This is a genomic window from Enterococcus sp. DIV1067f, from assembly GCF_050543505.1.
Lineage (GTDB): Bacteria > Bacillota > Bacilli > Lactobacillales > Enterococcaceae > Enterococcus_D > Enterococcus_D entomosocium.
Map to the genome: position 1 here is coordinate 2,032,057 of NZ_CP172940.1, position 25,763 is coordinate 2,057,819.

At 42.0% G+C, this 25,763-nt stretch carries 22 protein-coding genes; 4 read left to right on the forward strand and 18 right to left on the reverse strand.

Annotated features, from left to right (window positions below; all coding sequences use genetic code 11):
* Positions 1-11: 11 nt before the first annotated feature.
* The 4 genes from IGJ42_RS09455 to IGJ42_RS09470 all read right to left on the reverse strand — a co-directional run bounded on the left by IGJ42_RS09455 (position 12) and on the right by IGJ42_RS09470 (position 2,409).
* Positions 12-971: a PhoH family protein gene (locus IGJ42_RS09455; RefSeq protein ID WP_016612213.1), complete on the reverse strand. Its 960-nt coding sequence runs from the start codon at positions 969-971 to the stop codon at positions 12-14.
* Between the two features lie 186 nt (positions 972-1,157).
* The gene (locus tag IGJ42_RS09460; protein ID WP_005235483.1) at positions 1,158-1,607 is read right to left on the reverse strand and encodes a GatB/YqeY domain-containing protein; all 450 of its coding nucleotides are present in this window, start codon (positions 1,605-1,607) and stop codon (positions 1,158-1,160) included.
* A gap of 33 nt (positions 1,608-1,640) precedes the next feature.
* Entirely contained in the window at positions 1,641-1,817 is a 177-nt protein-coding gene (gene rpsU, locus IGJ42_RS09465) for a 30S ribosomal protein S21 (RefSeq protein WP_002356740.1), read from the reverse strand.
* Positions 1,818-1,977: 160 nt separating this feature from the next.
* Complete coding sequence (locus IGJ42_RS09470) at positions 1,978-2,409, reverse strand: Fur family transcriptional regulator (protein WP_008378408.1); 432 nt, start codon at positions 2,407-2,409, stop codon at positions 1,978-1,980.
* Between the two features lie 95 nt (positions 2,410-2,504).
* Here IGJ42_RS09470 and IGJ42_RS09475 point away from each other — a divergent pair, with 95 nt between their 5' ends.
* Entirely contained in the window at positions 2,505-3,392 is an 888-nt protein-coding gene (locus IGJ42_RS09475; RefSeq protein WP_008378409.1) for a pyruvate, water dikinase regulatory protein, read from the forward strand.
* A 79-nt stretch (positions 3,393-3,471) separates the two neighbouring features.
* Here the strand turns inward: IGJ42_RS09475 and thrB are convergent, their stop codons facing one another.
* The 6 genes from thrB to trxB form a co-directional block, all read right to left on the reverse strand.
* A complete protein-coding gene (gene thrB, locus IGJ42_RS09480) occupies positions 3,472-4,341 on the reverse strand; it encodes a homoserine kinase (RefSeq protein WP_429961308.1) in 870 nt (289 codons plus the stop codon).
* Positions 4,338-5,396, reverse strand: coding sequence for a threonine synthase (thrC, locus tag IGJ42_RS09485; RefSeq protein ID WP_005235476.1), 1,059 nt, complete (start codon positions 5,394-5,396; stop codon positions 4,338-4,340). The genes thrB and thrC overlap by 4 nt, the downstream gene beginning before the upstream one ends.
* A gap of 2 nt (positions 5,397-5,398) precedes the next feature.
* Positions 5,399-6,649: a homoserine dehydrogenase gene (locus tag IGJ42_RS09490; RefSeq protein WP_101699152.1), complete on the reverse strand. Its 1,251-nt coding sequence runs from the start codon at positions 6,647-6,649 to the stop codon at positions 5,399-5,401.
* 116 nt (positions 6,650-6,765) lie between these two features.
* Positions 6,766-7,059, reverse strand: a complete 294-nt coding sequence (locus IGJ42_RS09495; protein ID WP_005235473.1) for an ArsR/SmtB family transcription factor — start codon at positions 7,057-7,059, stop codon at positions 6,766-6,768.
* Positions 7,060-7,305: 246 nt separating this feature from the next.
* The gene (locus IGJ42_RS09500; RefSeq protein ID WP_016620427.1) at positions 7,306-9,033 is read right to left on the reverse strand and encodes a phospho-sugar mutase; all 1,728 of its coding nucleotides are present in this window, start codon (positions 9,031-9,033) and stop codon (positions 7,306-7,308) included.
* Between the two features lie 147 nt (positions 9,034-9,180).
* A complete protein-coding gene (gene trxB / locus IGJ42_RS09505; RefSeq protein ID WP_430615261.1) occupies positions 9,181-10,113 on the reverse strand; it encodes a thioredoxin-disulfide reductase in 933 nt (310 codons plus the stop codon).
* 185 nt (positions 10,114-10,298) lie between these two features.
* Here trxB and IGJ42_RS09510 point away from each other — a divergent pair, with 185 nt between their 5' ends.
* Together IGJ42_RS09510 and IGJ42_RS09515 are read left to right on the forward strand one after the other, a co-directional pair.
* A complete protein-coding gene (locus IGJ42_RS09510; RefSeq protein ID WP_008378420.1) occupies positions 10,299-11,684 on the forward strand; it encodes an MATE family efflux transporter in 1,386 nt (461 codons plus the stop codon).
* Positions 11,685-11,837: 153 nt separating this feature from the next.
* Positions 11,838-12,308: a glutathione peroxidase gene (locus IGJ42_RS09515; RefSeq protein ID WP_005235460.1), complete on the forward strand. Its 471-nt coding sequence runs from the start codon at positions 11,838-11,840 to the stop codon at positions 12,306-12,308.
* Between the two features lie 231 nt (positions 12,309-12,539).
* On the opposite strand, the gene IGJ42_RS09520 is transcribed toward IGJ42_RS09515, so the two are convergent.
* Positions 12,540-13,973 (reverse strand): 6-phospho-beta-glucosidase, encoded by a 1,434-nt coding sequence (locus IGJ42_RS09520; RefSeq protein WP_430615263.1) that lies wholly within the window; start codon positions 13,971-13,973, stop codon positions 12,540-12,542.
* Positions 13,974-13,993: 20 nt separating this feature from the next.
* Positions 13,994-15,385, reverse strand: coding sequence for a 6-phospho-beta-glucosidase (locus IGJ42_RS09525; RefSeq protein WP_430615265.1), 1,392 nt, complete (start codon positions 15,383-15,385; stop codon positions 13,994-13,996).
* Positions 15,386-15,645: 260 nt separating this feature from the next.
* On the opposite strand from IGJ42_RS09525, the gene IGJ42_RS09530 reads away from it, so the two are divergent.
* A complete protein-coding gene (locus IGJ42_RS09530) occupies positions 15,646-16,566 on the forward strand; it encodes a MurR/RpiR family transcriptional regulator (RefSeq protein ID WP_005235454.1) in 921 nt (306 codons plus the stop codon).
* 76 nt (positions 16,567-16,642) lie between these two features.
* Here IGJ42_RS09530 and IGJ42_RS09535 read toward each other — a convergent pair whose 3' ends face one another.
* The 6 genes from IGJ42_RS09535 to IGJ42_RS09560 form a co-directional block, all read right to left on the reverse strand.
* Positions 16,643-18,562 carry a beta-glucoside-specific PTS transporter subunit IIABC gene (locus IGJ42_RS09535; RefSeq protein ID WP_005235453.1) on the reverse strand — a complete coding sequence of 640 codons (1,920 nt, stop codon included), beginning with the start codon at positions 18,560-18,562 and terminating at the stop codon, positions 16,643-16,645.
* 197 nt (positions 18,563-18,759) lie between these two features.
* On the reverse strand, positions 18,760-19,602 hold the full coding sequence (gene licT / locus IGJ42_RS09540; protein WP_005235451.1) for a BglG family transcription antiterminator LicT: 843 nt from the start codon (positions 19,600-19,602) through the stop codon (positions 18,760-18,762).
* 414 nt (positions 19,603-20,016) lie between these two features.
* Complete coding sequence (locus IGJ42_RS09545; protein ID WP_430615267.1) at positions 20,017-21,126, reverse strand: LacI family DNA-binding transcriptional regulator; 1,110 nt, start codon at positions 21,124-21,126, stop codon at positions 20,017-20,019.
* Positions 21,127-21,274: 148 nt separating this feature from the next.
* Positions 21,275-22,009: a hypothetical protein gene (locus IGJ42_RS09550; protein ID WP_430615269.1), complete on the reverse strand. Its 735-nt coding sequence runs from the start codon at positions 22,007-22,009 to the stop codon at positions 21,275-21,277.
* On the reverse strand, positions 22,006-24,135 hold the full coding sequence (locus tag IGJ42_RS09555; protein WP_430615271.1) for a hydantoinase/oxoprolinase family protein: 2,130 nt from the start codon (positions 24,133-24,135) through the stop codon (positions 22,006-22,008). Before IGJ42_RS09555 ends, IGJ42_RS09550 begins: the two co-directional genes overlap by 4 nt.
* A gap of 62 nt (positions 24,136-24,197) precedes the next feature.
* Complete coding sequence (locus tag IGJ42_RS09560) at positions 24,198-25,550, reverse strand: SLC13 family permease (RefSeq protein ID WP_008378434.1); 1,353 nt, start codon at positions 25,548-25,550, stop codon at positions 24,198-24,200.
* Between the last annotated feature and the right edge of the window lie 213 nt (positions 25,551-25,763).

The window sequence follows — 25,763 nt, forward strand, 5'->3', positions numbered from 1 at the left end:
CTGAAAGACGATCAGCGCTTGTCTTTAAGATCTGCTTCTTCATAAGCTCGAATGATATCGGCCACAACTGGGTGCCGCACCACATCTCCTGCTTCAAAATTAGCAAAAGCAATTTTAGGGATCTCCTGCAACGTTCGCTCCGCATGGATCAAACCGCTTAAAGTCCCTTTTGGCAAGTCGATCTGACTCGTATCGCCATTGACGATCATTTTGGAGTTGAATCCTAAACGCGTCAGAAACATTTTCATTTGAGCGATCGTCGTATTTTGCGCTTCATCTAAAATGACAAAGGCATCTTCTAATGTACGCCCTCGCATATATGCTAATGGGGCGATCTCTATGACGCCTCGTTCCATCAAACGATTGGTATGATCCATCCCGAAAATTTGATACAACGCATCATAAACCGGTCGCAAGTAAGGATCGACTTTTTCTTTCAAATCGCCTGGCAGAAAGCCAAGGTTCTCTCCTGCTTCAACCGCGGGCCGTGTCAAAATAATCTTTTGCACTTGACCTTTCTTTAAAGCAGCGATCGCCATTACGACGGCCAGAAAGGTTTTTCCGGTTCCGGCTGGTCCGACCCCAAAGACCACATCATGTTTACGGACAGCTTCGATATATTTCTTTTGACCGGCATTTTTTGCCCGAATCGGTTTCCCATTACGGTCCTTGATGATTTCTTCTTCATACATATCTTTGAAATAATCAAGACTGCCTTTGTTTACCATGTTCAAAGCTGTGATCACATCAGGAGTACTGATATTGATGCCTCGTTTGATCAACTCTTGCAACGCTCGGATCACGGATTGTGCTTTTTCTGTAGCTTCCGCTTCGCCGACGATTTGGATCAGCTCCCCACGAGTGTGAATGACCGTCCCCGTCGAGTCTTCAATGATTTTAATGTTCTTATCGTGAGCACCTAAGAGTAAACGAACGTCATCGTTCTCACTAAGTGTTATCTCGATCGTCATAGTTTTGTCTGTCAAATATGTTACAGCTCCTTTTTTGGCGTTCTTATTAATAATAACATAAGATGGAAAAAAGAAAAATTACTTATAAAGTCCAAGGGTAGTTTCCTTTTTGTCCTTATGCTTTTTTTAAGTTTTTGAAATCAGAAAAAAAGCCGCGAGCATGTCATCCATACTCGCGGCGTGAGCTTACATTTGATCCAATAATTCTTTAACGATCGCATTGACTTGATTGCCGTCTGCTTTGCCTTTGACTTGCGGCATTACAGCACCCATCACTTTTCCAAATTCTTTGGAAGAAGAAGCACCAGTCTTTTCAATCGCTCCAGCAACGATTTGGCGGATTTCCGCTTCATCAAGTTGTGCTGGCAAATATTTTTCAACAACTGCAATTTCAACTTTGACTTTCTCAGCTAGATCATTTCGGTCAGCTTTCTCAAACTCATGTAAAGAGTCCCGACGTTGCTTCATCTCACGAGATAAAACGGTCAACTCTTCTTCTTCATTCAAGTCAGAACCTTTTTTGATCTGCTCATTTTGAATTGATGCTTTCAACATGCGGATCACCTGCAAGGTTTCCTTGTCTTTGGCTTTCATCGCTGTCTTCATGTCATCATTCAGTGTACTTAGTAGTGTCACACTACCAGCTCCAATTCTCAAAACAGTAGAAAATTAGAATTTTTTGCGTTTTCTAGCTGCTTCAGATTTTTTCTTACGCTTTACGCTAGGTTTTTCGTAAAATTCACGTTTACGAGATTCCTGTAAAGTACCCGCTTTTGACACGGAACGTTTGAAGCGACGAAGAGCATCGTCAAGTGATTCGTTTTTGCGAACGACTGTTTTTGACATGTAAATTCCCTCCCTCCGAGCTTAAAAAGTAACCGTAGTTGTTATTGAAATAAAATCCCAAAAAACACGACTGTCCTTTAAAAATTATAGCTAACCCCTGAAAAAGTGTCAAGGCATTCTGTTAAAAAAGTCTTCGATACTGTCAAGTTTGTTTGGGTTTTCATTGACATTCTTCACAACGACCCAAAATCTCGAAGCGATGACCCTCGATCAAGCAACCGGGAAGCTGTTCTTGAAAGAAGTCCATTGGGCAAATATGCAGTTCTTTTGTTTTGCCACAAACCGTGCAAATAAAGTGATGGTGATGATGGTCTTCTAATTCTGCACAACAGTTATAGCGAAACTTCATCTCACCGTTCAGTTCTGTTTCTTCTAAAATACCGATCTCAGAAAAATCGTGCAAATTCCGGTAGATCGTATCATAACTCAAGCCAGGGTACTTTTCCGACATGTATTCATGAATTTCTTTTGCCGGTAAATAGCGATTGCGTTTCACTAAATAGGTAATGATCGCTTCTCTTTTTTTCGTATTTTTAAAGCCATTTTCTTTCAACGTTGTCATGGCATGCTCTATGAGCGTTTGATTTTTCATCGTAGACCCTCCTGATAAATCAAAATCATTCCGATTCTATCAATCTTAAGTATGGTATAATGAAATCAATAAAAAAGCAAGAGAGGATTTTTCTTATGAAGCCAAATGAACCAGAACAACTAGACTTGCAAGAAAAATTGCAAACCAGTGCTGCAGTGACGATGTTCGTTTTGTCGGACTCTGCCGGTGAAACAGCATCGAAGCTTGCCCAAGCGACAATGGCACAGTACCCCAGCGTCGAATTTAACCTTTTTAGACGCACGTTTATCCACACGAAAGAGCACTTGATCAAAGCATTATCAGATGCTAAGAAACACAATGCCATTATTCTTCACACTTTGATCAAAGAAGAACTCGTGGATTTGACGAATCATTTTTGTGAAGAAGCGGATCTCTATCATTTCGACGTATTAACACCGCCTGTCAGTGAAGTGGCACGCCGCACTGGAGTAGCACCTTCGCGAGAGCCAGGGGCTTTGCACCACCTGAACGAAAATTATTTCAAACGCATCAAAGCCATGGAATTTGCGGTCATGTACGATGACGGAAAAGACCCTCGTGGCTTCTTGGAAGCAGATGTCGTGTTACTAGGGGTTTCTCGAACCTCAAAAACACCGTTGAGTCTATTTTTAGCGAACAAAAACTTAAAAGTCGCTAATTTGCCTTTGGTTCCACAAGCCCACATCCCGAAACAGCTCTGGGAAATCGATCCGAAAAAAATCGTCGGGTTAACAAATGATCCGAATGTGTTAAACAGTATCCGCAAAGAACGGATGCGTTCTTATGGCCTGAACCCTGACTCTGCATATTCCGATATTGAAAAAATCAAAGCAGAGCTGACGTTTGCTAATGATCTTTATGAGAAATTAGGTTGTGTCGTGATCAATGTCGCTTCCCTTTCCATCGAAGAAACCGCCTCAATGATTTTAAATGCATTAAACTTAGAAGACCATAGCTATTACACTTCAGAGACAAAAGACTGACAACGATAAAGCAATAAAAAAAGATGAACAGACTGCCGTCTGCTCATCTTTTTTAGGATATCTATCATTTCAAAGTGTTTTAAAAAACTTGCAGCCCTTCACGATCGATTTGTAATTGTTCGATATACGCATTGCTCTCCAAGGCATGTAGAAGTTTTGAGATTCGTTCTGCCCGTTCCTCTGGGACGATCGCTAAGACCGTTGGTCCAGCGCCGCTTAAGAAACAGCCATAGCCGCCTTCTTCTTCGCAAATCTGGCGAATGGTCGACAAGTGTGGCACAAGCTTTTCCCGATAGGCTTCATGAAAACGATCCTGCTGCATTAATTTCCCTGCAAGAGGCAGATTGCCATTGATGACCGCTGCGATCATAACATTGGCGATCGCACTGGCCTCAACTGCTTGCTCGTGAGAAAGTGTTTGCGGCAAGACTTGACGACTTGCTTCAGTCAAAAGTTCTTCATGAGGAATATAGGCAATGATCTCGCATTCTGGAAAATGATGCTTTACTAAATACGTATGCTTGTGCTGATGGTCATAAGCAGCAACTGCAAAATCTCCATAGATCGCTGGTCCAACATTGTCAGGATGCCCTTCAATGGCAGTTGCGATCTCAAGCTTTTGTGCTGCACTCAGATTCATGTGTGCCATTCGGTTGGCTAGTTCAATACCAGCGACGATCACCGAGGAACTACTGCCTAAGCCTCGTGCCAAAGGAATATCCGAACTCATACGGATCTTCAGGGGATTCATGTCTGGTGCTAATTTTAGTGCCACACGCAAAAGTAAGTTAGTTTCATCGTTTGGGATCTCTGAGCCTAGCTCATGGATGATTTCCCATGTATCGTTTTCTTTTAAAACTTCGATGAACAAATACTTTGACAGGGCAATCCCGCAGGAATCAAAGCCAGGCCCTAAATTCGCACTGGTTGCAGGAACGCGGATCTTCATAACTTGGCAACTCCTTCACGAAGATGCTGGCGCATTTCTTCTAAATCACTCATCTTGTTGATGGTTACTTCTGTCGCTTTGATAGCTGTATCAGGATCCTTCAGACCATTTCCAGTAAAGACGGCAACGACAGTCTCACCTGGTTTGATTTTCCCTGCTTTCACGTGCTGGATGACACCAGCCAGCGATGCAGCTGAGCCTGGTTCAATAAACACACCATCTTGCGCAGCAATTTTACGGTAAGCATTCAAAATTTCCTCATCGGTTACTGCATCGATGTGTCCATTTGATTCATCACGAGCGGCTTCTGCCAACTGCCAGCTGGCTGGATTGCCGATCCGAATCGCTGTAGCGATCGTTTCTGGCTGTTCGATGACTTCCCCACGGACGATCGCAGCAGCACCTTCAGCTTCAAACCCATGCATTCTTGGCAACGTGGTGCCTTTTTTCTCATGCCATTCTTTGAATCCTTTCCAATAAGCCGAGATATTCCCAGCATTACCAACTGGAATTGCAAGAACATCAGGCGCCTGTCCTAGCTGTTCGCATACTTCAAAGGCAGCTGTTTTTTGTCCTTCTAAACGATAAGGATTGACAGAGTTCACTAATGCCACAGCTTCTGTTTTCGCAATATCCCGGACTGCTTTTAACGCTTCATCAAAGTTTCCTGGAATCGAAATGATGTCCGCTCCATAAACGATCGCTTGCGCCAGTTTCCCCATAGCGATCTTGCCTTCTGGAATGACGACATAAGCTTTGATTCCTGCTCTGGTCGCATAAGCGGCTGCGGCTGCACTAGTATTTCCTGTCGAGGCACAAACGATCGCTTTCGCACCTTCTTCCACCGCTTTTGCCACCGCCATCACCATGCCGCGGTCTTTAAATGAGCCTGTCGGATTCAGGCCTTCGTATTTTCCATACAATTGGATCCCTAATTCATTTGAAAGACTTGGTAATGGAATCAGAGGTGTATTTCCTTCAGCCAGCGACAATGCTGGGGTATTTTCATTAACTGGGAGATATTCCTTGTATTGATGCAATAATCCTTGATACATGTTTATTCCTCCATCACTTTCATTATTTGCACGTTTTGCGTATTCGCGTATGCCTTGAGTGCTACTGTTAGTTCCTTTTCACTGATTGGCTTCGTGATTCCAGCTATTCGTTGGCTTGCTTCATCAAATGCTGTGTGCTTTGATTCAAACCATTCTGGGAAAGAAGCTGCATTAAGGTCTTTACTTGAAAAGGAAACATAGTGTTGCACAGGAACTTCTTGTACCGAAGCCAATGCAGTTTCTTTTTCAAAGGTTAAAAAAGGTTCAACGATCCCGAATGTTTTGTTTTTAGCCAATACCGTCAAATCGGCAACCACACTAGTGGCTGTCGGACGCGATCCAGCCCCTGGTCCATAAACCATCGACTGATCAATTCCGTCGCTTTTGATAAAAATACCATTGAACTCATTTTGGATCGTCGCCAAGGCGTGGTTTTTTGGCACTAACACCGGCCCAACCGATACAGTAAGGGAACCGTCATCAGTCTTTTGAGCTGCGCCAATCAATTTCACTTCATAGCCAAAAGCTTGTGCCTGCTTAATATCTTCTACAGCTAATCCGCGAATACCTTTTGTTGCAACATCAGCAACGTCGATTGTTTTCCCAAAAGCAAATTTGGTCAGGATCACCATTTTATAAGCCGCATCGATACCGTCAACATCATTGGAAGGATCTGATTCGGCAAAACCTTTTACTTGAGCTTGTGACAACGCATCTTCATAGGTCATGCCATCTTCCGTCATTTTCGTCAGCATATAATTGGTCGTCCCATTGACGATGCCAAAAATCCCTGTGATCGTATCAGGTAGATAGTGGGTGCTCAATGTGCGCAAAATCGGAATTCCTCCCCCCACACTGGCTTCATAATAAAGAGAAACACCGGCTTTTTCAGCAATTGCCAGCAGTTCAGGTCCATGGGTGGCAATCAGATCTTTATTTGCCGTCACAACATGCTTTTTATTTTCTAAAGCAGCTGAAATAAACGCTTTTGCCGGATCGATCTTCCCGATCAATTCCACAATTACGTCGATGGTCTCATCTTCAAACAACTCATTTGCCTCATTCGTCAAAGCAAACCCATACTTAGCTGCTAACGCAGACTTATCCTCATAAGGCGAAGCTAATGCTTTCGTGATTTGCACGCTGACTCCTGTGCGTGCCAGAATGGCTTCTTTTTGCTCTGCCAACACTTGGCATACCCCGCTGCCGACAACACCCATTCCTAATAATCCAATGTTCAATTGCTTACCCATAATGCCCCCTAACTGAAAACGTTATTAAAAACCGTTCATCCAATTTTAATATTTCCACTAGCATACCAAAAACAATAAGAAAAAACTAGGACTTTTGAGAAATTCTCGCCCTAGTTTTAACGGTGATGGATATGTTCGAATGTTTTTTGCAAAATATCCACAACATGTTTGTCATCAAGACTATAAAGGATGGTTTTTCCTTGTCTTTCCGACTTTACGATCCGATTATCTTTCAAGAGTTTCAACTGATGAGAGACTGCTGATTGTTCCATATGTACTTGTTCCGCGATTGAAGTGACATTGCGTTCACCCTCTTGAAGGGACAACAAAATTTTTAATCTGGTCGGATCACTAAGCATCTTAAAAATCTGCGTTACTTGCTGAATTTCCTCTAATTTAGGCGGAGTCATCGCGCCACATCCTCTCTTATTTCCTTTTGCATTTTAGCCCTTGATAGACGGCTTGTCAATCAGCGGCCGCCAAACAAGGAGAAGTAATTAGATAAAAGACAAGAATAGATCCAAGTGTCAGAAAATTCCCTTTAGAAGCTTAGGTCCCTCAACAACTGTTCGTTGGCGAAACAAATGCTTCTTTTTCTACCACTCGGATCATTCAGTCAAATTGCAATTTTTTGATTATGAAGGCAGCAGATGACTTTATTCACCTGTGATTTCTTCAATCGCTGCTTGCAGATCAGCAATTTTTTGTTCTGCTGCTTCTGCCGTTTCGCCTTTTACACCAATATAAAACTTGATTTTCGGTTCGGTCCCAGAAGGACGAACCGCAATCCAGCTTTCATCTTCCAAGGTGTATTTCAAAACATCAGAAGGCGGTGTGGTCATTTTTTGTTGGTGACCATCTAAGCCCACACGAGTCAACAGTTTAAAGTCTTCTGTTTGTACGACAGGGGTTCCTGCAAAGACAGAAGGTGCTTTTTCACGGAAAGTCTTCATCAAGGCAGCAATCTTAGTTGCCCCTTCCATGCCGCTCATCGTTACAGAAATCGTTTTTTCTGCATAATAACCGTACTCTTCAAAAATATCTTGCAGACCGTCATACAATGTTTTGTTTGATTGTTTGTAAAAAGCAGCCACTTCTGCTAATAAAACGAGCGCTTGGATCGCGTCCTTGTCCCGTACGAATGGTTTTACTAAGTAGCCATAGCTTTCTTCAAAGCCAAACATAAAGGTTTGAGAATGGTCTTTTTCAAATTGTTGGATTTTTTCGGCAATAAATTTAAAGCCGGTCAATACGTTGATCATATCCACATCGTAGGATTTAGCGATCGCTGTTGGTAATTCACTAGAAACGATCGATTTTAAGACTGCTGCATTTTCTGGCAATGTCCCAGCTGTTTTATGGGCTTCTAAAATGTAACGGATCATCAATGCGCCTAACTGATTACCTGTCAACACTTGGTAGTTGCCATCTGGCATTCTTACTGCAGCTCCTAAGCGATCGGCATCTGGATCTGTTGCGATCAACAGGTCAGCACCTTCTTTTTCTCCTAAAGCAATCGCATATTCAAAGGCAGAGTGCTCTTCTGGATTCGGTGATTTTACTGTACTGAAATTTGGATCAGCAACCGCTTGAGAAGGTTCAATAATGAATTGTTGGAAACCAGCTTGTTTCAACGCTTTCTCCCCAAGCATCCGCCCTGTTCCGTGAAGTGGTGTATAGACAAGTTTCAAATCTTTGCCCACCGTATCGATCAATTCTTGATCGATCGTGACTTCTTTGATCTCTTTCAGATAGGCAGTATCGATTTCTTCGCCAATAATAGAGATCAAGCCGCTGTTTTTGGCTTCTTCTTCACTTAATACAGGGATCTCTAACGGATTTTCAATTTCCCGAACGAATTTTGTCAATGCATCCGCATCTGCTGGTGGCATTTGTCCACCATCTTCCCCATATACTTTGTAGCCATTGTATTCGGCTGGATTGTGAGAAGCTGTGATCATGATTCCAGTAAAGGTTTTTAAGTAACGCACAGCAAAAGATAATTCTGGCGTCGGACGTAAGCTTTCAAAGACGAAGGCTGGAATATCGTGTTTTGCCAATGTTTTTGCCGCTTCCATCGCGAACTCAGGTGAAAAATGACGGGAATCATAGGCGATCGCTACGCCACGACGTCTTGTTTCAGGATCTTGTGTATCCATAAAGCGAGCCAATCCTTCGGTTGCTTGACGAATCGTATAAATGTTCATCCGATTGATACCAGGTCCTAAAATTCCTCGCATACCGGCAGTCCCAAACTCCAAAGGCATATAAAAAGCGTCTTCTAACATCGCAGGATCTGCTTCTAATGCGGTCAATTGTTCTTTTAATTGTGGATCTAAGTGTTCACTGTTTTTCCATTGATTAAATGTTTGTTCCCATGCCATAAAATAACCTCTCCTTTTTCCGTTAAAATGCTCTAAAATTAGTATAACACTACTTACAGATTTCTCAAAGAATAACCAAACGAAAAATAAAAACAGCTGCTATCAAAAGTGATTGACACTTTAAAAATAACAGCTGATTCCATTAAACTATTTCGTTAATTGAGCATCCTTTTGTGTTTCAATAAAATCAAACACTTGTTGACCAGCAATACTGCCATCGCCGACTGCCGTCGTGATTTGACGCAAGCCTTTTTCACGAACATCGCCAACCGCGTAAACACCAGGAATTGAAGTTTCCATCTGCTCATTGGTTAAAATCCAGCCAGCATCATTCGTGATACCGCTGGCTTTGAATGGTTCTGTCAACGGATCTAAGCCAACATAGATAAAGACACCGCCAGCAGCTTCTTCTGTCACTTCATCCGTTTTTACGTTTCTGATTTCCACGCCAGTCACGACCATCTCATTGCCTTTGATTTCTTCAACAACAGAATCCCAAATAAAAGAGATTTTCTCGTTGGTAAATGCGCGGTCTTGAATGATTTTTTGTGCTCGTAATTCGTCACGACGGTGAACGATCGTTACTTCGGAAGCAAATTGTGTTAAGTAGATAGCTTCTTCGACTGCCGAGTCGCCTCCGCCAACAACAATCAAGCGTTTGTTACGGAAAAAGGCACCGTCACAAACCGCACAGTATGAAACACCGCGTCCCGCGAATTCTTCTTCGCCTTTGACGCCTAACTTTCTATGTACGCATCCTGTGGCAATGATGATTGTTTTCCCTTGATAAGTTTTGTCTTCGGTGGCAACTTCTTTGAATTCACCTTGATCCGTGATGCTCTGAACGATCCCATAGGCATTTTCAACACCAAATTTAATGGCACCTTCATACATTTTAAATGCTAATTCAGGGCCTAAGATTGATTCGTATCCTGGGTAGTTTTCAACTTCAGCCGTATTGTTCATTTGACCGCCAGGTGCGCCTCGTTCAATCATTAGTACTGATAAATTCGATCTTGACGCATAAAGCGCTGCTGTCATCCCCGCAGGGCCTGCGCCGATGATAATTACATCATACATATATTTCCCTCCAATTTGGACTACCCATACTTTACTTTCAAAAGCAAATTCTTTCAACTCATCTGCTTACAAAAAATAATAAGATATTCCTGCTTTTACTTTTGAAAATTACATTGACTTTCTTTTCAATTTTTGTAAAATTTTCACGATACGTCTATTATATAGAAAATAAGGAGTCCTTACAATTGAATAAGAAAAAACTTTTAGGAAAATCAGACCGTGAACTGCTTTTCCTCAGCTGGCCGATTTTTGTTGAGCTATTTTTGCGGGTCGTTATTGGGAATGTCAACGTTTGGATGATTTCTCATTACTCCGAGCCAGCAGTAGCGGCCGTCAGTGCTGCCAATCAACTATTGAATTTAACGGTCTTTATTTACGGTTTCATCACCGTGGGTACTCAGATCATTATCGCACAATTGATTGGTGCGAAAAAACGCGACCAGATACCGAAAGTCATCAATACCGCTCTTTTTGGCTCATTGTTCATCGGGATTTTGATCAGCTTAATGTTCCTTTTCGGCTCAACCTATCTCCTTCGTTTCATGGGATTGGATGCTGAATTAGTTGCTTTAGGTCATGGATACTTACAAGTGTATGGGGGAAGTCTGTTCCTTTCATCGATCACGGCGGTCATAATTGCTGTCATGCGTAGCCACAGTTTCACAAAACCTGCGTTATTGGTGCCGATGTTTGCTAGTATCCTAGCCGTCATTGGGAATTACTTTGTCTTATATAGCCCCTTTGGTTTACCGAATTTTGGTGTGACCGGATTGGCATTTTCTAGCGTCTTTGGTAATTCGATTGGTTTAATAATTGCCGCAATGTTGCTGAAGAAGCATGTGAATTTTTCTGTTTTATCTGCCCGTTTCTCGAATGTCTCTTGGGGTGTGATGAAAAACATTTTGACTTACGGATTGCCTTCTTCTGGCGAGTCTCTTTCCTATCAAGGAGCGCAAGTCGTAGTGACGATGATCGTGGCTCAACTTGGTGCCAGCGTCTTGATTGCAAAATCTTACGTAACAGCTATCACCCAATTTGTTTATTTGATTGCCTCCGCATTGAGTCAAGGGAATCAAATCATGATTGGCCGCAATGTCGGTGCTGGAGAATACGATCGCGCGCATCAGCGAGGCATGCGCACGATGGTGATCGGGATCATTGCCTCGGTAACGATCTGTTTATTGACTTACTTGTTTATTGAGCCAATCATGGGAATCTTTACCACCAACGCGGAAGTGATCGAGATTGCCAAAGGTGTCTTTTTGGTAGAGATCGTTTTAGAAACGGCGCGTGCAGTCAATATGATCCTTGTGGGTTCCTTAAATGCAAGTGGCGATGTGAAGTTCCCATTGATCTGTAGTCTAGTTGTTCTATGGGTCATCAGCTTACCGTTTTCCTATTCACTGGCGATCGTCTTTAAATTCGGCTTGATCGGCGTTTGGATCGCTTATGCCATTGACGAAGCATTGCGCAGCGTCTTAATGATTTATCGTTGGCACTCCGGTGTATGGAAAACTAAATCTGTCGTTCATCCACAAGAAACAGAACCCGAAGTATTGCCAGAAGCATAATTAAAGTCCAGCGGTCTCGGTGACTGCTGGACTTTTTTGTTTTCCATAAAAAATAAAATGCGCCAAGAAGTTTGCTTGGTTTTTTTGAAGACTTTGCTCTATACTTGTCTCAGAAGCTATCGACTACGATTTACATTAAAAGGAGCGTTTGCTATGTCAATCTATGACTACCAAGCAACATTGGAAAATGGCGAAACTTATTCGCTAGCAAAATACGAAGGTCAACCGCTAGTGATCGTCAATACAGCTACGAAGTGTGGTTTGAGCCCGCAGTTCAAAGAATTACAAGGTCTTTATGAAACTTATAAAGACCAAGGATTGGTCGTTTTAGGGTTTCCTTCTGATCAGTTCAAACAAGAAGTCGGGTCAGCCGAAGAAGCCGCAGCCGCTTGCCGAACCACCTATGGTGTCGACTTTCCGATGCACAAGTTAACAGTGATCAATGGAAAAGACGCGGATCCCTTGTTTCGCTATTTGGAAGAAGAAGCACCTGGCACGCTAGGAAAAGCCATTAAATGGAATTTCACGAAATTCTTGGTGGATCGCCAAGGTAAAGTCGTTGAGCGTTTCGCTCCCCAGACAAATCCTCAAAAAATGATTCCAGAAATTGAAAAAGTTCTTTAAAAAACAGAGAAAGGCGATTTTGAGGACAAAACATGTCATCCTTAAGGTCACCTTTTTGTGATTGCTACAACATAAACATTATACAACAATCACATTGGCGCTTGTCAAAATATCTGAATGTCTATTTCTTCTTAAAGAAACCATTCGTTACAAAGATTTCAAAAAGACTTTAAAAAAACTGCAGTTGATCCCCTTTGATTTCTCAACGGGATCAACTGCAGCTTCTTTTGATTAGTTATTCGATAAATCTTCACCATTTGAAGCAATCACTTGTTTGTACCAATCAAATGATTTTTTCTTTGTTCGTTTCAAGGTGCCGTTTCCTTCATTGTCACGGTCCACATAAATGAAACCATAGCGTTTTTTCATTTCACCTGTTCCAGCTGAAACTAAATCGATACAACCCCAAGTAGTGTAACCCAATAAGTCGACACCATCTTGTTCAACCGCATCTTTCATTGCTTGGATATGCTCTGCCAAATATTGGATGCGGTAATCATCTTCCACATAGCCATCTGCATCTGGTGTATCCACAGCGCCTAGACCATTTTCAACGATAAACAATGGTTTTTGGTAACGGTCATAAATGTCATTCATTGTAATCCGCAAACCAAGTGGATCAATTTGCCAACCCCACTCACTTGCTTCCAAGTATGGGTTTTTCACAGAGGCAAAAATATTGCCAGCCGTTTGTTCTAACAATTCAGCGTCCGTTGTTGATACGCGTGAAGAATAGTAAGAGAAAGAAATAAAGTCTACGGTGTGAGCTTTCAACAGCTCAAGGTCGCCTTCTTCCATTTTGATTTTGATCCCATTGCGTTCCATTTCTTTCAGCGCATATTGTGGATATTCCCCACGTGATTGAACATCAATAAAGAAATAGTTTTCGCGATCTGCTTTGCGTGATTCCCAGACATCTTCTGGTTTGCTTGTATATGGATAGTACGCGCCAGCAGCCAGCATACAACCTACTTTGTTTTCAGGATCAACTTCGTGAGCGATTTTCGTTGCGATTGCGGATGCCAACAACTCGTGGTGAGCCGCTTGATATTTCACTTGCTCAACGTTATCGCCTTCTTCAAAATAAAGTCCCGCTCCCATAAATGGCGCATGTAGAATCATGTTGATTTCGTTGAAGGTCAACCAGTATTTTACTAATCCTTTGTAGCGGTTGAAAATCACGTTACACAAGTTTTCATAGAATCCGACTAATTCACGAGAACGCCATGCTCCGTATTTTTCAACTAAATGCATTGGGCAATCAAAGTGAGTGATCGTTACTAATGGTTCGATCCCATATTTGTGGCATTCTTTGAAAAGATCTTCATAGAACTTCAAGCCGTCTTCATTTGGTTCTGTTTCATCCCCTTTAGGGAAAATCCGACTCCAAGCGATCGACAAACGGTAGGTTTTAAAGCCCATTTCGCCAAATAGCGCGATGTCTTCTTTGTAGCGATGATACATATCAATCGCTTCTTTTGCTGGGTAGAAATGTTCGTCATCAAAATCGAACATTTTCATTTGACCAGTAATGACTGGAAAACGATCTTTGCCGATCGGTACCACGTCAACGTTTGCCAAGCCGCGTCCGCCTTCTTGGTAGCCTCCTTCACATTGATTGGCAGCTGTTGCGCCGCCCCATAAAAAGTCTTTTCTAAATGCCATGTTTCTTTCCTACTTTCTCTTTATTTAACTAGTTCGCGATCAAGTTCGCGGGCTACTTCATCTTGTACTTCTACGCCTTCTTTTTCAAGACGTGCGATCGTTTCCTTAAATTTAGGCAAGTGATCTTTGTGGGCAATAAACAGTTCGTCCATGACACGTTTTGCCGTATCACCTGATGGAACCAATGGGTTGATGGTGAAGGCTTGTAATGCGATATTGTAATCCCCCGTCACAGCTGCTTCGATCGTTAATAATTCCATTGCTTTCATTACCTGTAACCAACCTTTTTCAGCTGTCGGTAACTCACCAAAGGCAACATTTCTAGCCCCTTGTCCGCCAACGTAAGCTGTTACTTCGACTACGCAATCGGCAGGAAGATCTGGAACGGCGCCTTCATTTTTGGTTGAAACGACGATTTGGGTATTTTTATTAGCATAAATGGAAGCAATCGTTTCACACGCTGCATCTGAGTAGTAAGCACCACCACGTTTTTGCAGCTGTTCTGGTTTATGATCCAATTCAGGATCTTTGTACAACTCAAACAATTCGGCTTCGGTTTGTTTCACTTGCTGTGCGCGTGTACCGACAGTCTTGTACTCTTCGATCGCATGATTCAACATTTCTTCTTGACGATAGTAATAACGGTGATACCCGCAAGGAATCATCTTCATTTGTTCCAGCTGTTCTTTGTAAAATGGTACATCAAAGATATTCTTCGGTAAGCCATTGTCTTCTTCATACATTTTATCAATAATGTCCATCGTAACGTCATTGCCGTGTGAGTCGGTAACTTTGTGCCAGTGAAAGTGGTTCAATCCTGCAAATTTGTAAATCAATTCGTCAGGTTCTTTGCCAAGCAACGCAGGTTCAACCATCGTTGCCATGACAGGCACGTTACACAACCCGATGACTTTGTCCCATTTTCCGTAACGCACGATTGCTTCAGTCACCATACCGCTTGGATTCGCAAAGTTGATCAACCAGGCATCGGGACACAAGCGTTTCATGTCTTCAACGATTTCAAGAATGATTGGAACCGTACGAAACGCTTTGAACATACCACCAGGGCCGTTGGTTTCTTGACCAATCATGCCATAATAGGCAGGAATTCGTTCATCTTTGATACGGGCATGCAGCAATCCTACTCGGAATTGAGTCGTAACGAAATCAGCATCTTTTAACGCTTCTTCTCGATCCAATGTCATGTGGATTTTTACATCGTAGGGTGACGCATCCCACATCCGTTGTGCCATCGCACCAACGATTGCTAATTTTTCTTTTCCTGCTTCGATATCTACTAGCCAAATCTCACGAATCGGCAATTCTTCATAGCGTTTGATAAAGCCTTCCATTAACTCCGGGGTATAGCTGCTGCCGCCACCAATGGTTGCAATTTTAATTCCTTTTGTCATTGTATTGCTCCTTTGCTATTTTATTTACATTCTTATTATCATTCATAAAAACATTTGATTCAATGTAAATAGCATATTTAGAAAAAGCGTTTGCAAATCTCGCTTCTTCTTGCAGATGTTTTGTAAAAAAGATTTACAAAGAGCATCAAATAAGGAATAATTAGGATGTAAACGATTCGCTAGGTACTGAATAAAAACGAATTTTTGTAAAAACCATTTACAAATAATCATAAAAAAATGTAAAAAGGAGCATATATACCATGTTGTTACAAGAAAAAATGCGCCAAATCAAACTAGCACCAGCGGAACGATCGTTGATCGATTATTTATTAGCCAACCCGACTGCGATGGCGGATCAAACCATTAAGGAATTGTCAGAAAAGACCTACGTTCATCCTTCTACTTTTATTCGGATTGCCAAAAAATTAGGCTTCAATGGTTGGCTCGACTTAAAAACGGCCTTTGTGGAAGAGCAAACTTATATGAGCAGCCATTTTACTGATGTAGATGCGAACTTCCCTTTTTCCTCCCATGACGGCATTATGACCATCGCCAAAAAGTTGGCAAAGCTTGAACAAACAACAATTGAAGATACGCTTTCCTTGATCCATCATGATGAATTACAAAAAGCGAAACAATCGTTGCTCAACGCCAACCATATCAAGATCTTCGCCAGTAATGCCAATACCTTGATTTCTCAAGACTTTGTTTTGAAGATGCGGCGTTTAGGAAAAAACATTCACGTCTGCGACACCTTCGGCGAGAGTGCTTACGAGGCATCTAACTGTACCTCCGATACGACCGCGATCTTGATTTCTTACACCGGTGAAAACAAAATGGTCAAAGAAATCGGGAAGATCCTTGCCGAGCGGCAGGTTTCCATCATTGGCATGACGAGTATCGGGGAGAACTCCTTGGCGAAATTAAGTAATTGTGTTTTGAATATCACGACAAGAGAACGGCTCTACTCAAAGATCGCCAACTTTACGATCAATACGTCCGTTTGCTACTTGCTGGATTTGTTGTACGCAGTCGTCTTTTCGGAGCATTATGAAAAAAACTTGCAGCATTTGATCGATATTGGCATGGCTTATGACAAGCGCCCTACATCATCGACGATAATCGCTGAGCCAACCTACGATAAAAATCTTCATTATAAAGACTCACTGTTTCCCAATTAAATGACTGACAAAAAGCGATCGCTTCACATGGGCGATCGCTTTTAACCTTACGCAGAACTTGTTAGAAAGTTTTTGGCTAAACTAAAGCCGTGATCAAATCATCGGAACAGCCTACCTCACGTTTGTCTGACTCGATGATATCCAAATAATCGGCGGAGTTGGTGACTAACACTGGGGTCTCAATATTAAATCCAGCTTTGATCAATGCATCCTTATCAAAGGTGATCAATTTTTGTCCGCGAGTCACCGTGTCTCCTTGCTTCACATGGGCTTCAAAGTATTCACCGTTTAATTGAACAGTATCTAAACCAATATGGATCAAAAGCTCTAAGCCGTTCTCAGAGATCAACCCAATGGCATGTTTGGTTGGGAACAAGGTCATTACTGTTCCGTCAAAAGGAGCCACAACTTCGCCTTTTGAGGGATGGATCAAGATGCCTTTTCCTAGAATCCCTTGTGCGAAGGCTTCATCTTTTGCACTGCTTAGTGGTGCGATCGTTCCTTCAACAGGGGAAGTGATTACTTCTTTCCGAACAGTCATCGCTGGTTGTCCTTCTGCGATTTCTTCTTCCACCGCATCATCTTTCCAGAAAGCCATCGTCAAACCAAAACCAATCGCTGCAGCGATCAAGATCCCGATGACCGAGAACCACATGCCACTGGCATCGCCTTCTGGAGTGATATAGTTAAAGATTCCAAAGACGCCTAAACCACCAGAGGTATAGCTCGTTGTGCCATTGATCATTAAGAAGGCACCTGCGACCGCCCCACCAATCATTGAGAAGAAAAACGGCATTTTTTTCGGTAACGTGATCCCATAAATTGCTGGTTCTGTTACACCAAAAAGTCCTGAGATAATGGCTGGTGGACATAGAGCTTTTAGTTTTTTGTCTTTAAGTTTAAAGTACATAGCCATCACTACCGCTGTTTGGGCAAAGCTGGCACCAAATGATGCTACCAAAATTTGACTGTAGCCGAGCTGTGTCACTTGCATAATGTGTAGTGGCACAACTGACCAATGCAAGCCGAAAATAACCAAGACTTGCCAGAAGAAGCCTAATAACAAACCATAAATCGCTGGAGAGAAGTCCATCAATGCTTCAAATCCTGAGCTTAAAAGATCCGTCAACATACTGATCACAGGTCCAATCACCAAAAAGCCAATTGGCAATGCAATCAATAAAACCAAGAAAGGCACTAAAAATGTTTGGACAACAGACGGAATGATTTTCTTCGCCAATTTTTGAACTTGTGCAGCGAATGCGATGATAAAGATTACTGGAACCACACTACTAGTATATGTCGCACCAACCCACGGAATCCCTAAGAAGGTTTCATACGCTGGCAAGCCTAATAAGCTATAAGGTGCAGCAGCTCCCTCGCCAGCTCCGGCAACAAATGCCGCTTGCAAGGCTGATCCTTGAATCGTCGGATAGCAAAGCGCCGACCCGATCACGATTCCCACCATTGGATTTAAGCGGAATTTTTTTGCTGACGTATACCCTAAAATCACCGGCATAAACATGAAGATCGAATCACCGATCGCATTGAACATCACATAGGTACCAGTCGTTGTTGTATAATCGATCAAACCTGTTGTACCAATAAAAAGCAACAGTGCGTTTAGTCCTTTGATCATCCCAGCCGCACACAAAGCACCTAAGAAGGGTTGGAAGCAGCCGCTCAAAATATCGATCAAACGATCAAACAAGTTGCCACCTGAGGCTGTTTCTTCAGCATCACCACTGATTCCTGCAACATCGATCACTTCTGCATAGACATCTGGCACATGGTTTCCGATAACCACCTGGTATTGACCGCCACTCTTCATGACCGTCACGACACCTTCCATGTTCTTTAAGACTTCATCATTTGCGACGCCTTCATCCTTTAATTTAAAACGCAGGCGTGTGATACAATGCGTCAAGCTATTGATGTTCTCTTTCCCACCGACATTTGCGACAATTTTTTCTGCTAATTCACGATATTTACCCATTTTTGATTCCTCCAATTTTTTTGTATTGAAGGTTTAGCCAACTGAATGTCACTATCCAAAATGTTTCGTCTTTGATATGCTGCTTCTTAACTAGCGGTCCTAAAAATACGTTTTAATAAAAATCATTGCCAAAAAATTATTCTTTCTTCTATATCTTGCACTGAGTAAAACTCCTTCTCCTTTCTTCTTTATTTCAATCAACGATTTTTTTGCACAAGTCTGGCAATATGAATCGTTAAATACAAACTTTCGTCACTGGACATTTGATACTGATATTGATTTTCTAATAGTTCAGCGATTTTTTGTACGCATTGATACGCATTTCGGTACTTCACTTTGACCATAGCCAAAAGATCTTCATCGGTTTCATCCGTATGAGGGGTATGGTTTTGCATTCTTGAGACAAAAAATTTCAAATGCGTAGTGAAGCGATAAAAATAAACGGACTCTTCATCAAAGGTGGTTTTGAAAAAATATTTAACAATGTTAATGATGTCTTGCATCGTTTGGGTTAGCTCAGCAATATTGCCTTGGTCACCATTTTCGGTTTGCGCATTGACCAGATGCAGAGCAATAAAGCCAGCTTCATCATCTGGCAGCTGAATCCCGTAATGTTCTTTGATTTTTTCTACTGTTTTGCAGCCTATTTGGTACTCATCGGGGAAAAAACGCTTGATATCCCACAATAAGACATTTTTGACCGTCATTCCTTTTTTCGATCGTTCAATGGCACAGTGCATATGATCTGTCAGCGAGATGTAGATGGAATCATTGATGGGGGATGACAATTCTCGCCGAGCATACTCAATGATCTCATTGGATAATTCAAGATATTCCAGTGGTAAGTCAGCAAGCAGCTCTTGAAATTGAGATAAGATCGTCTGATTTTCTAAGCGATATACTTTATCGACCGTTTCTGAAGAAATGTCATCTCCCACTTTTTTCTTAAAGGCAATCCCCCGCCCCATAACAATAATCTCGTTTTGACTTTGATCGGTAGTGATCACAACATTATTGTTTAACACTTTACTGATTTTCATGTCCTACCCCCACTTACTTTATCATTGCGGATATGGTTCATTGCTTGTCTTTATTGTTTAGCCAACAGTCAACACAGAAAAAACCTCATGAAAGCAGCGCAAATACCGCAGCTTCATCAGGTTTAGCTTGTTAAAAATCAACAATCACTATCCATTAGAACCAGTTCTATTATCTTTATCATAGCAAAGGTAGAAAGCGCTGTCAATCGTTGTTCGTTATTTTTACTGACACCTAATACGAATCTATTGATCGTTTGTTGAAAACACGAGGGATCAATTTTTATTCGTTCTTATCTTAGATAAAGACAAAACCTTAACGAACGATAAAAAACCGCTCCCCAAAGACTTGACTGATCAGTCTAATGATGGGGAGTCGGCTATTATGTCATTTGCTTCTTGTTTTTTCAAAAAAAGCTAATCATCTTGTTTACGATAATTTTTTTTGATGTAAGGCTGGTTTTCTTGGTTCATACGGATAACGATTTTATCAAAACTATTGTCACTCACTTGTGTCGAACCACTCATTTTGATTTTTGGCTGTACTTCGATCACTTTTGGTTTATACTGCATTTTCCCTTTTGAGATCCGCTTGACTAAAAGTTCAGCAGCTTGCGAACCAATTTCATACGACGGTTTTTCAATCACAGACATTTCATGATGATAAAGTTTGTTCCAGCCTAAATCATCATAGCCCCCGATCGCAACGTCTTCTGGAATCCGCAAGCCCAAGCTATAGATCACATGGATCAATGCAAACATCAACTCACTGTTTTCAGCTAATATTGCTAAACGATAGCCTTGATTTTTTTTCAACAATTCGTTTAGTGATTCCTTACACGCGTCAAATGCCACTTGTGTTTCTTCGATCTCAAATGCTAGTTGCTCAGGATTTCTGACTGCGATTTTAGAACTTTCCAGAAAAAGAGCAAGTTTTTTCTTCCGACTAGGCGTTGTGAGCGGTGGTGTAAAGTAAGCGACTCGATCAAAGCCTTCTGAATAAATACGTTGAATCATCTCGGCCGTCGCTTTTTCATTATCAACGATGACTGTATCAATCATCAATTCTTCGATCGTGCAATCAGCCAGCACGATTTTGACCTTTTGCTCAGTCAAGCTTTTCACGAATGCTTCGTCCTGATTCGACGATAGAATAAGCCCTTCCACTTGACGGTCGATCAACGCTTGGATTTGATCCTGCTGAGAAATATTTTTTTGATCGATTTCAACAAGAATCACCTGAAAAGATTTTCGTATACAATAATCATTGACGCCTCGAACTAAAGCTGCTACTTCCGGGATCATGATATTGCTGACAACGATGCCGATCAATCCCGTTTTATTGTTTTTCAACCCCTGTGCTAGCGCATTTGGACGGTATTCAAGCTCTGCGATCACTTCTTCGATGCGCTTTTTTGTCTCTGCTGACATAAATTCATATTTGCCATTCAAATATCTAGAAACGGTGGTTTTTGAAACATTTGCTTTTTCTGACACCATCTTAATGGTGATTTTCTCATTTGCCATTCAATCCACGCCTTGCTTTTTGCTGTTGGTCAATTATATCATGGAACCCTTGAAAAATGAACAAGGACCGATTTCGTTCGACACGGACTGTCCTATCTCAATAGTGACGGATCGTAAAGAAGCCGCTAAGTGAGCTATTTTCAAAGAACTAGCCCATTGCTTCAATGTGGCGCATTTCTTGCTGCACGACTTCATATATATTTTTTGAAAAGTCCACTTCCAACGGATAAGAAAGCAAAATATCTAATATTTGAGGCACAAAGTCTGCCTCACACAGTTCTTTTGCAAAAGCCATCGCAGCAATTTCCGAAGCACAACCAACCGTTGACCGGTGCTCGTAGGAAAAAAAGCGCCACAGTGGGATCGTTTTGGTGATATGGTACATCGTGGCACCATGTTGCTCTTCTAAATAGTGAAAAATTTCATGGGCGATCAAGATCCCTCGGACAACTGCTGGTTTAGGCAATATTTGCGAAGATTGAGTCAGCACAGTGTAGGCAGCAATGGGTTCAGTGATCAATTCAATGGAGCGCTCCATGACAAACTGCGCAAAGACCATGCGAAACTTCGTCGGTTTTCCAGATCTTTCCGTAATTGATAAACCAAGCTTATTCGCCAAGTACCAGGCACGATCTGCCTTTTCCTGTTTTTTCAAATCAAACTGGTCGAGCATTTTTTGCGCCCATGTTCTACCACATAAGATGGCTTCTTCAATGATTTCGTTTTTTTCCTCTTCCCTCACTTTATTACGTAGCATCTCGCGGGTAAACTCAAATACTCCCCAACTGAATTCGCTCATGGGCATGAGCTGTTCATACCACTTTTCTAATAATGCCAGATCAACCGTATGTTGCTGTTTTAAGAAAAACCTCTGCTTGATCATAGGGAATTCGCCGCCAGAATCATCACTTCTTCATTAGAATCTAAAGTCGACATTTCGATATCGATCAACAACATCAATGCCTCCAAATCGTTTACTGAAAAATCCATCACCCGAGGTCCGGCACAAATATAGAAATCTGGACGCAAAATCACTTCTGTCTGATAGATCGCCAAATCATCCCATAGTTGCTCGACTGCTTGCACATAATTCTCCGCGGTGGTTTTGATGACCTTCCCTGAAGCTCGTTGTACTTTAATAAAGCCTTTTTTATCAAGGATTCGAATTGCCGGATTGTCTCCTGTAGAAACACGGGTTCCAAACACATAAAAATGCGAGCTTTTCTCTAAAAGATCAATTTCGTTAGTAGGTAGACCTAAATCGCCCGCTGCTAATTCTTGGGCTTCCTCGACGGTTGCCTCTGCTAAAAGATCCGTCGTCTTGACTTCGGTGGAACCAGTTGCAATGGCTGTGACTTTAGACGTTTGAGGATCGATTTCGATAAAGACTTCCACACTTTCTGGGGTAGCCCCACTCTCAATGGCTTTATTGATAGCCTCTGTTTTGATTGATCGCAAGTCTTCTTTCGAAGGTGAAGGAATAATCCGTTCAACGACATCTCGTACCATCGCTAGGGCGACGCCAATAGAGGAAATCACTTCAGCATTCTCCGGAATCGAATATTTTACGCCCATTTTTTCTGACAAGTAGATAATTAATGACGAAGCGCCGCCACCAACTCCTACTAATGAAATTTGGCTTTTTTCTAGTTTGTATTTTTCTGCTAAAGCCAAAATGACTGGCTCTAATTTTGCGTAAGAACGCTCCATGATTTGAGTCGCGATATCTTCGATCGTCGTGCCACAATAATCCGCTAATACGCCCATCGCTTTTCGAGCCGCTTCGATATTCCCATAAGAGAAATGTTCCGGTTTGATCAAGCCCAACACGTTTGCTGCACATGAGTTGGTGATGGTTACCCGATCACCATTATCAAATTTGATTGCAACATAATCTGCAGGATCGCCTTCTTTCGGACTAAAGAATTCCACCGTTCCTCCTGTCCAGTTGATTGGATCAGAGTAAACTGCGTAGTCAAGACCGGCAATATGTGCAGAACGAGGTCCTACATCTACCACTCCATTAGCAGTTGCGCGAATCATGGACCCCCCTGCACAGCCCGTGATTCGTACATCCAAACTGGAAATGTATGTTTCATGTCCGCCCACGACAGAATAGTCGATCGCTGGCCGTCCGTTTTTAATGACACCGATATTGGTGGTTGTGCCGCCTACTTCAAAATACACGCCATTTGATGCTCGTAAATACATCAGTGAACCCATTACTGAAGCTGCCGGACCCGAGAGCATGGTCAGAACTGGCCGCTTTTTCATCTCAGCAATCTCCATAACCCCACCATCGCCTCTCATGATCATTAAGGGTACATCTACACCAGACTCCTTCACAGAGACTTCCGTGGAATTTGCGACAGATAACATTTTAGGTAAAATACTTGCATTGATAGTGGCAGTTCGTGTCCTTCTGGTCAATCCGTAAAGTTTCGTGATATCTGAAGCAACAGTACATGGAATTCCTTTTTCTGTACAAACTTCCATCACTAGATTCTCAGCATCATTATTATCTACACCAAAAGCCATACTAGCGACGATCACTTCTGATCCTTGCCTCACTAGATCATCGATCATTTCTTCAACACTCGCTTTATTCATTCCTTTGAGTTTTGAGAAGGCATTGATGATCTTAATGGATCGCTGATTCCCTAGAACGATATCGGCAATTTTTAATTGACGCCTTGCCAGAAATCCTTCGAAACCACCACGAGCCATACCGAAAACACCAATGTCAGCCACATCCCCTTCAATCAAAGCGTTCGTTGCTTGGGTGGTTGAATGAGCAACAAAAATCACACTTTTTGGGTCAATATCATTTTCTTTCATACAATTTTGAAAACTCTCGACAACGCCAGCAGCTACCCCCCGTTCATGATCATGAGTGGTCTTCACGCTGGATTTTCCTATGATCTCGTGAGTCAGATTATCGATAGCGACAGCTTTTGTATGGGTACCGCCTACATCGATCCCCATTCTAACTTTTCTTAATTCACTCATTTCCACTTTCCTCCTACATCCATAGTTGCATGATTTATTGATTAGCTACGTTCTTTCATCGACTAGTTATTCAAACCGAACAAAATGAGCGCAATGATACACAGGATCGCACTAGAAAGCCACCCAGCTGGTATCGAAAACTTCATGAAATCTTTAGAACCAACTTTATGATGTCCTAGCCCCCATGCTACCCATGACTGAGTAATATCCAAATGCTGAGGAGCGATCGTGACCACAGCGAAAAGTGGAAAAATGAATGCCAGATCCCAATTTGTGGCAGCTAAGATCACTGCCGCTACTGCGCCTCCTGATCCGACTAAGTTCAAAGGACCGCGGAAGAAACCAAGGGGCGCTAAGATGGCAAATAAGATCGCAAGAGCCACGGTACTATGAGGAACTAGACCGCCAACGATTGGTTCAAAGAAAGGAACCGCTAGACTTGCAGCTGAATTAAACATAGCCAGTACTAATAAGAAACCTACCAGGGGCGCAACATCGACAGCACCATCTGCAAATTGTTTAGCTAACATGCGGCAAATATTCACGAAACCACCTTTTAATTTTCCGCAAGTCAGTAAGGCGTACAAAGCTGCGAGAATAAATGCTGGAATAATAGGAAATTCAGCAAACACAACGAGTAAGACTGGTGCGATCACAGCTACCCAAGAATACCAAGGAGCATCGCCTGAAGTTGCGCCAGGTGTGGAAGCCCACGCTTTGACTTTTGATGATTTCGCACGACTTAAAGCAATATTGGCAAAAACCAATGTCACAAGTAAGGAAACGACTAGTGCAATCATGCCGAATGTGAAATAATCGGAAAACCCATATTCCATCATGGATTGACTTCCGTCAGGTTGTAATGCCGCTAAAATACCTTGGTATTGCACAAAATTTGTTACATTGGCAAAAATTCCCGCCATGATGGAACCCATAAAAGCGAATAAAGCGATCGCTGTTGGAATACCCAACGCTTGCAAAATTGGCATAACGATCACTGCGATAGAGATTACAGGACCAATGCCCGTCATGGATGTGAAACATAAAGCAGTAACAGTACATAAAAGGGTCATGGTGATCCGTGGTTTATCCCCACCAAGCTCAACAACCTTGCGAATCAGCGTTGCTGCGATCCCTGTATCCATCAAAATCCGACCAAAGAAGGAACCGAAGAAAATATTGACCAGAATCGAACTAGCAAAACCGGCGGGTCCTGTTTGATAAATATTTGTGATCGTATCGACAAAATTCAAAGCTGTTAAATCCGGACTCAACGCATTGCCAATAAAAGCTAAAACGGTCCAAAGTGTTGCCATAACGAAGAAACCCACCATCAGGTTGAACCCTTTGACGCAGTACCAAACCATTCCTAAGAAAGAAACGATCATTAAAATACCAATTATAATTTCTACCATAAATTTTCCCTCATCTTTCCATTTGAACTTTTTTTGTTCATACATCGTGTTGCAAGTTTCTACGTTTGCTACTTCCCCTATTCTCGCTGAATGCGACCTTTATCATGAAATAATCGGCTAAACTTGTGACCATTTCCCACGTTTGCTTCCCTCCTCTTTTTTGTTAACCGTTTTAGTTAACCGGTTAACAAAAATTTTAAAAAAATAAAACAA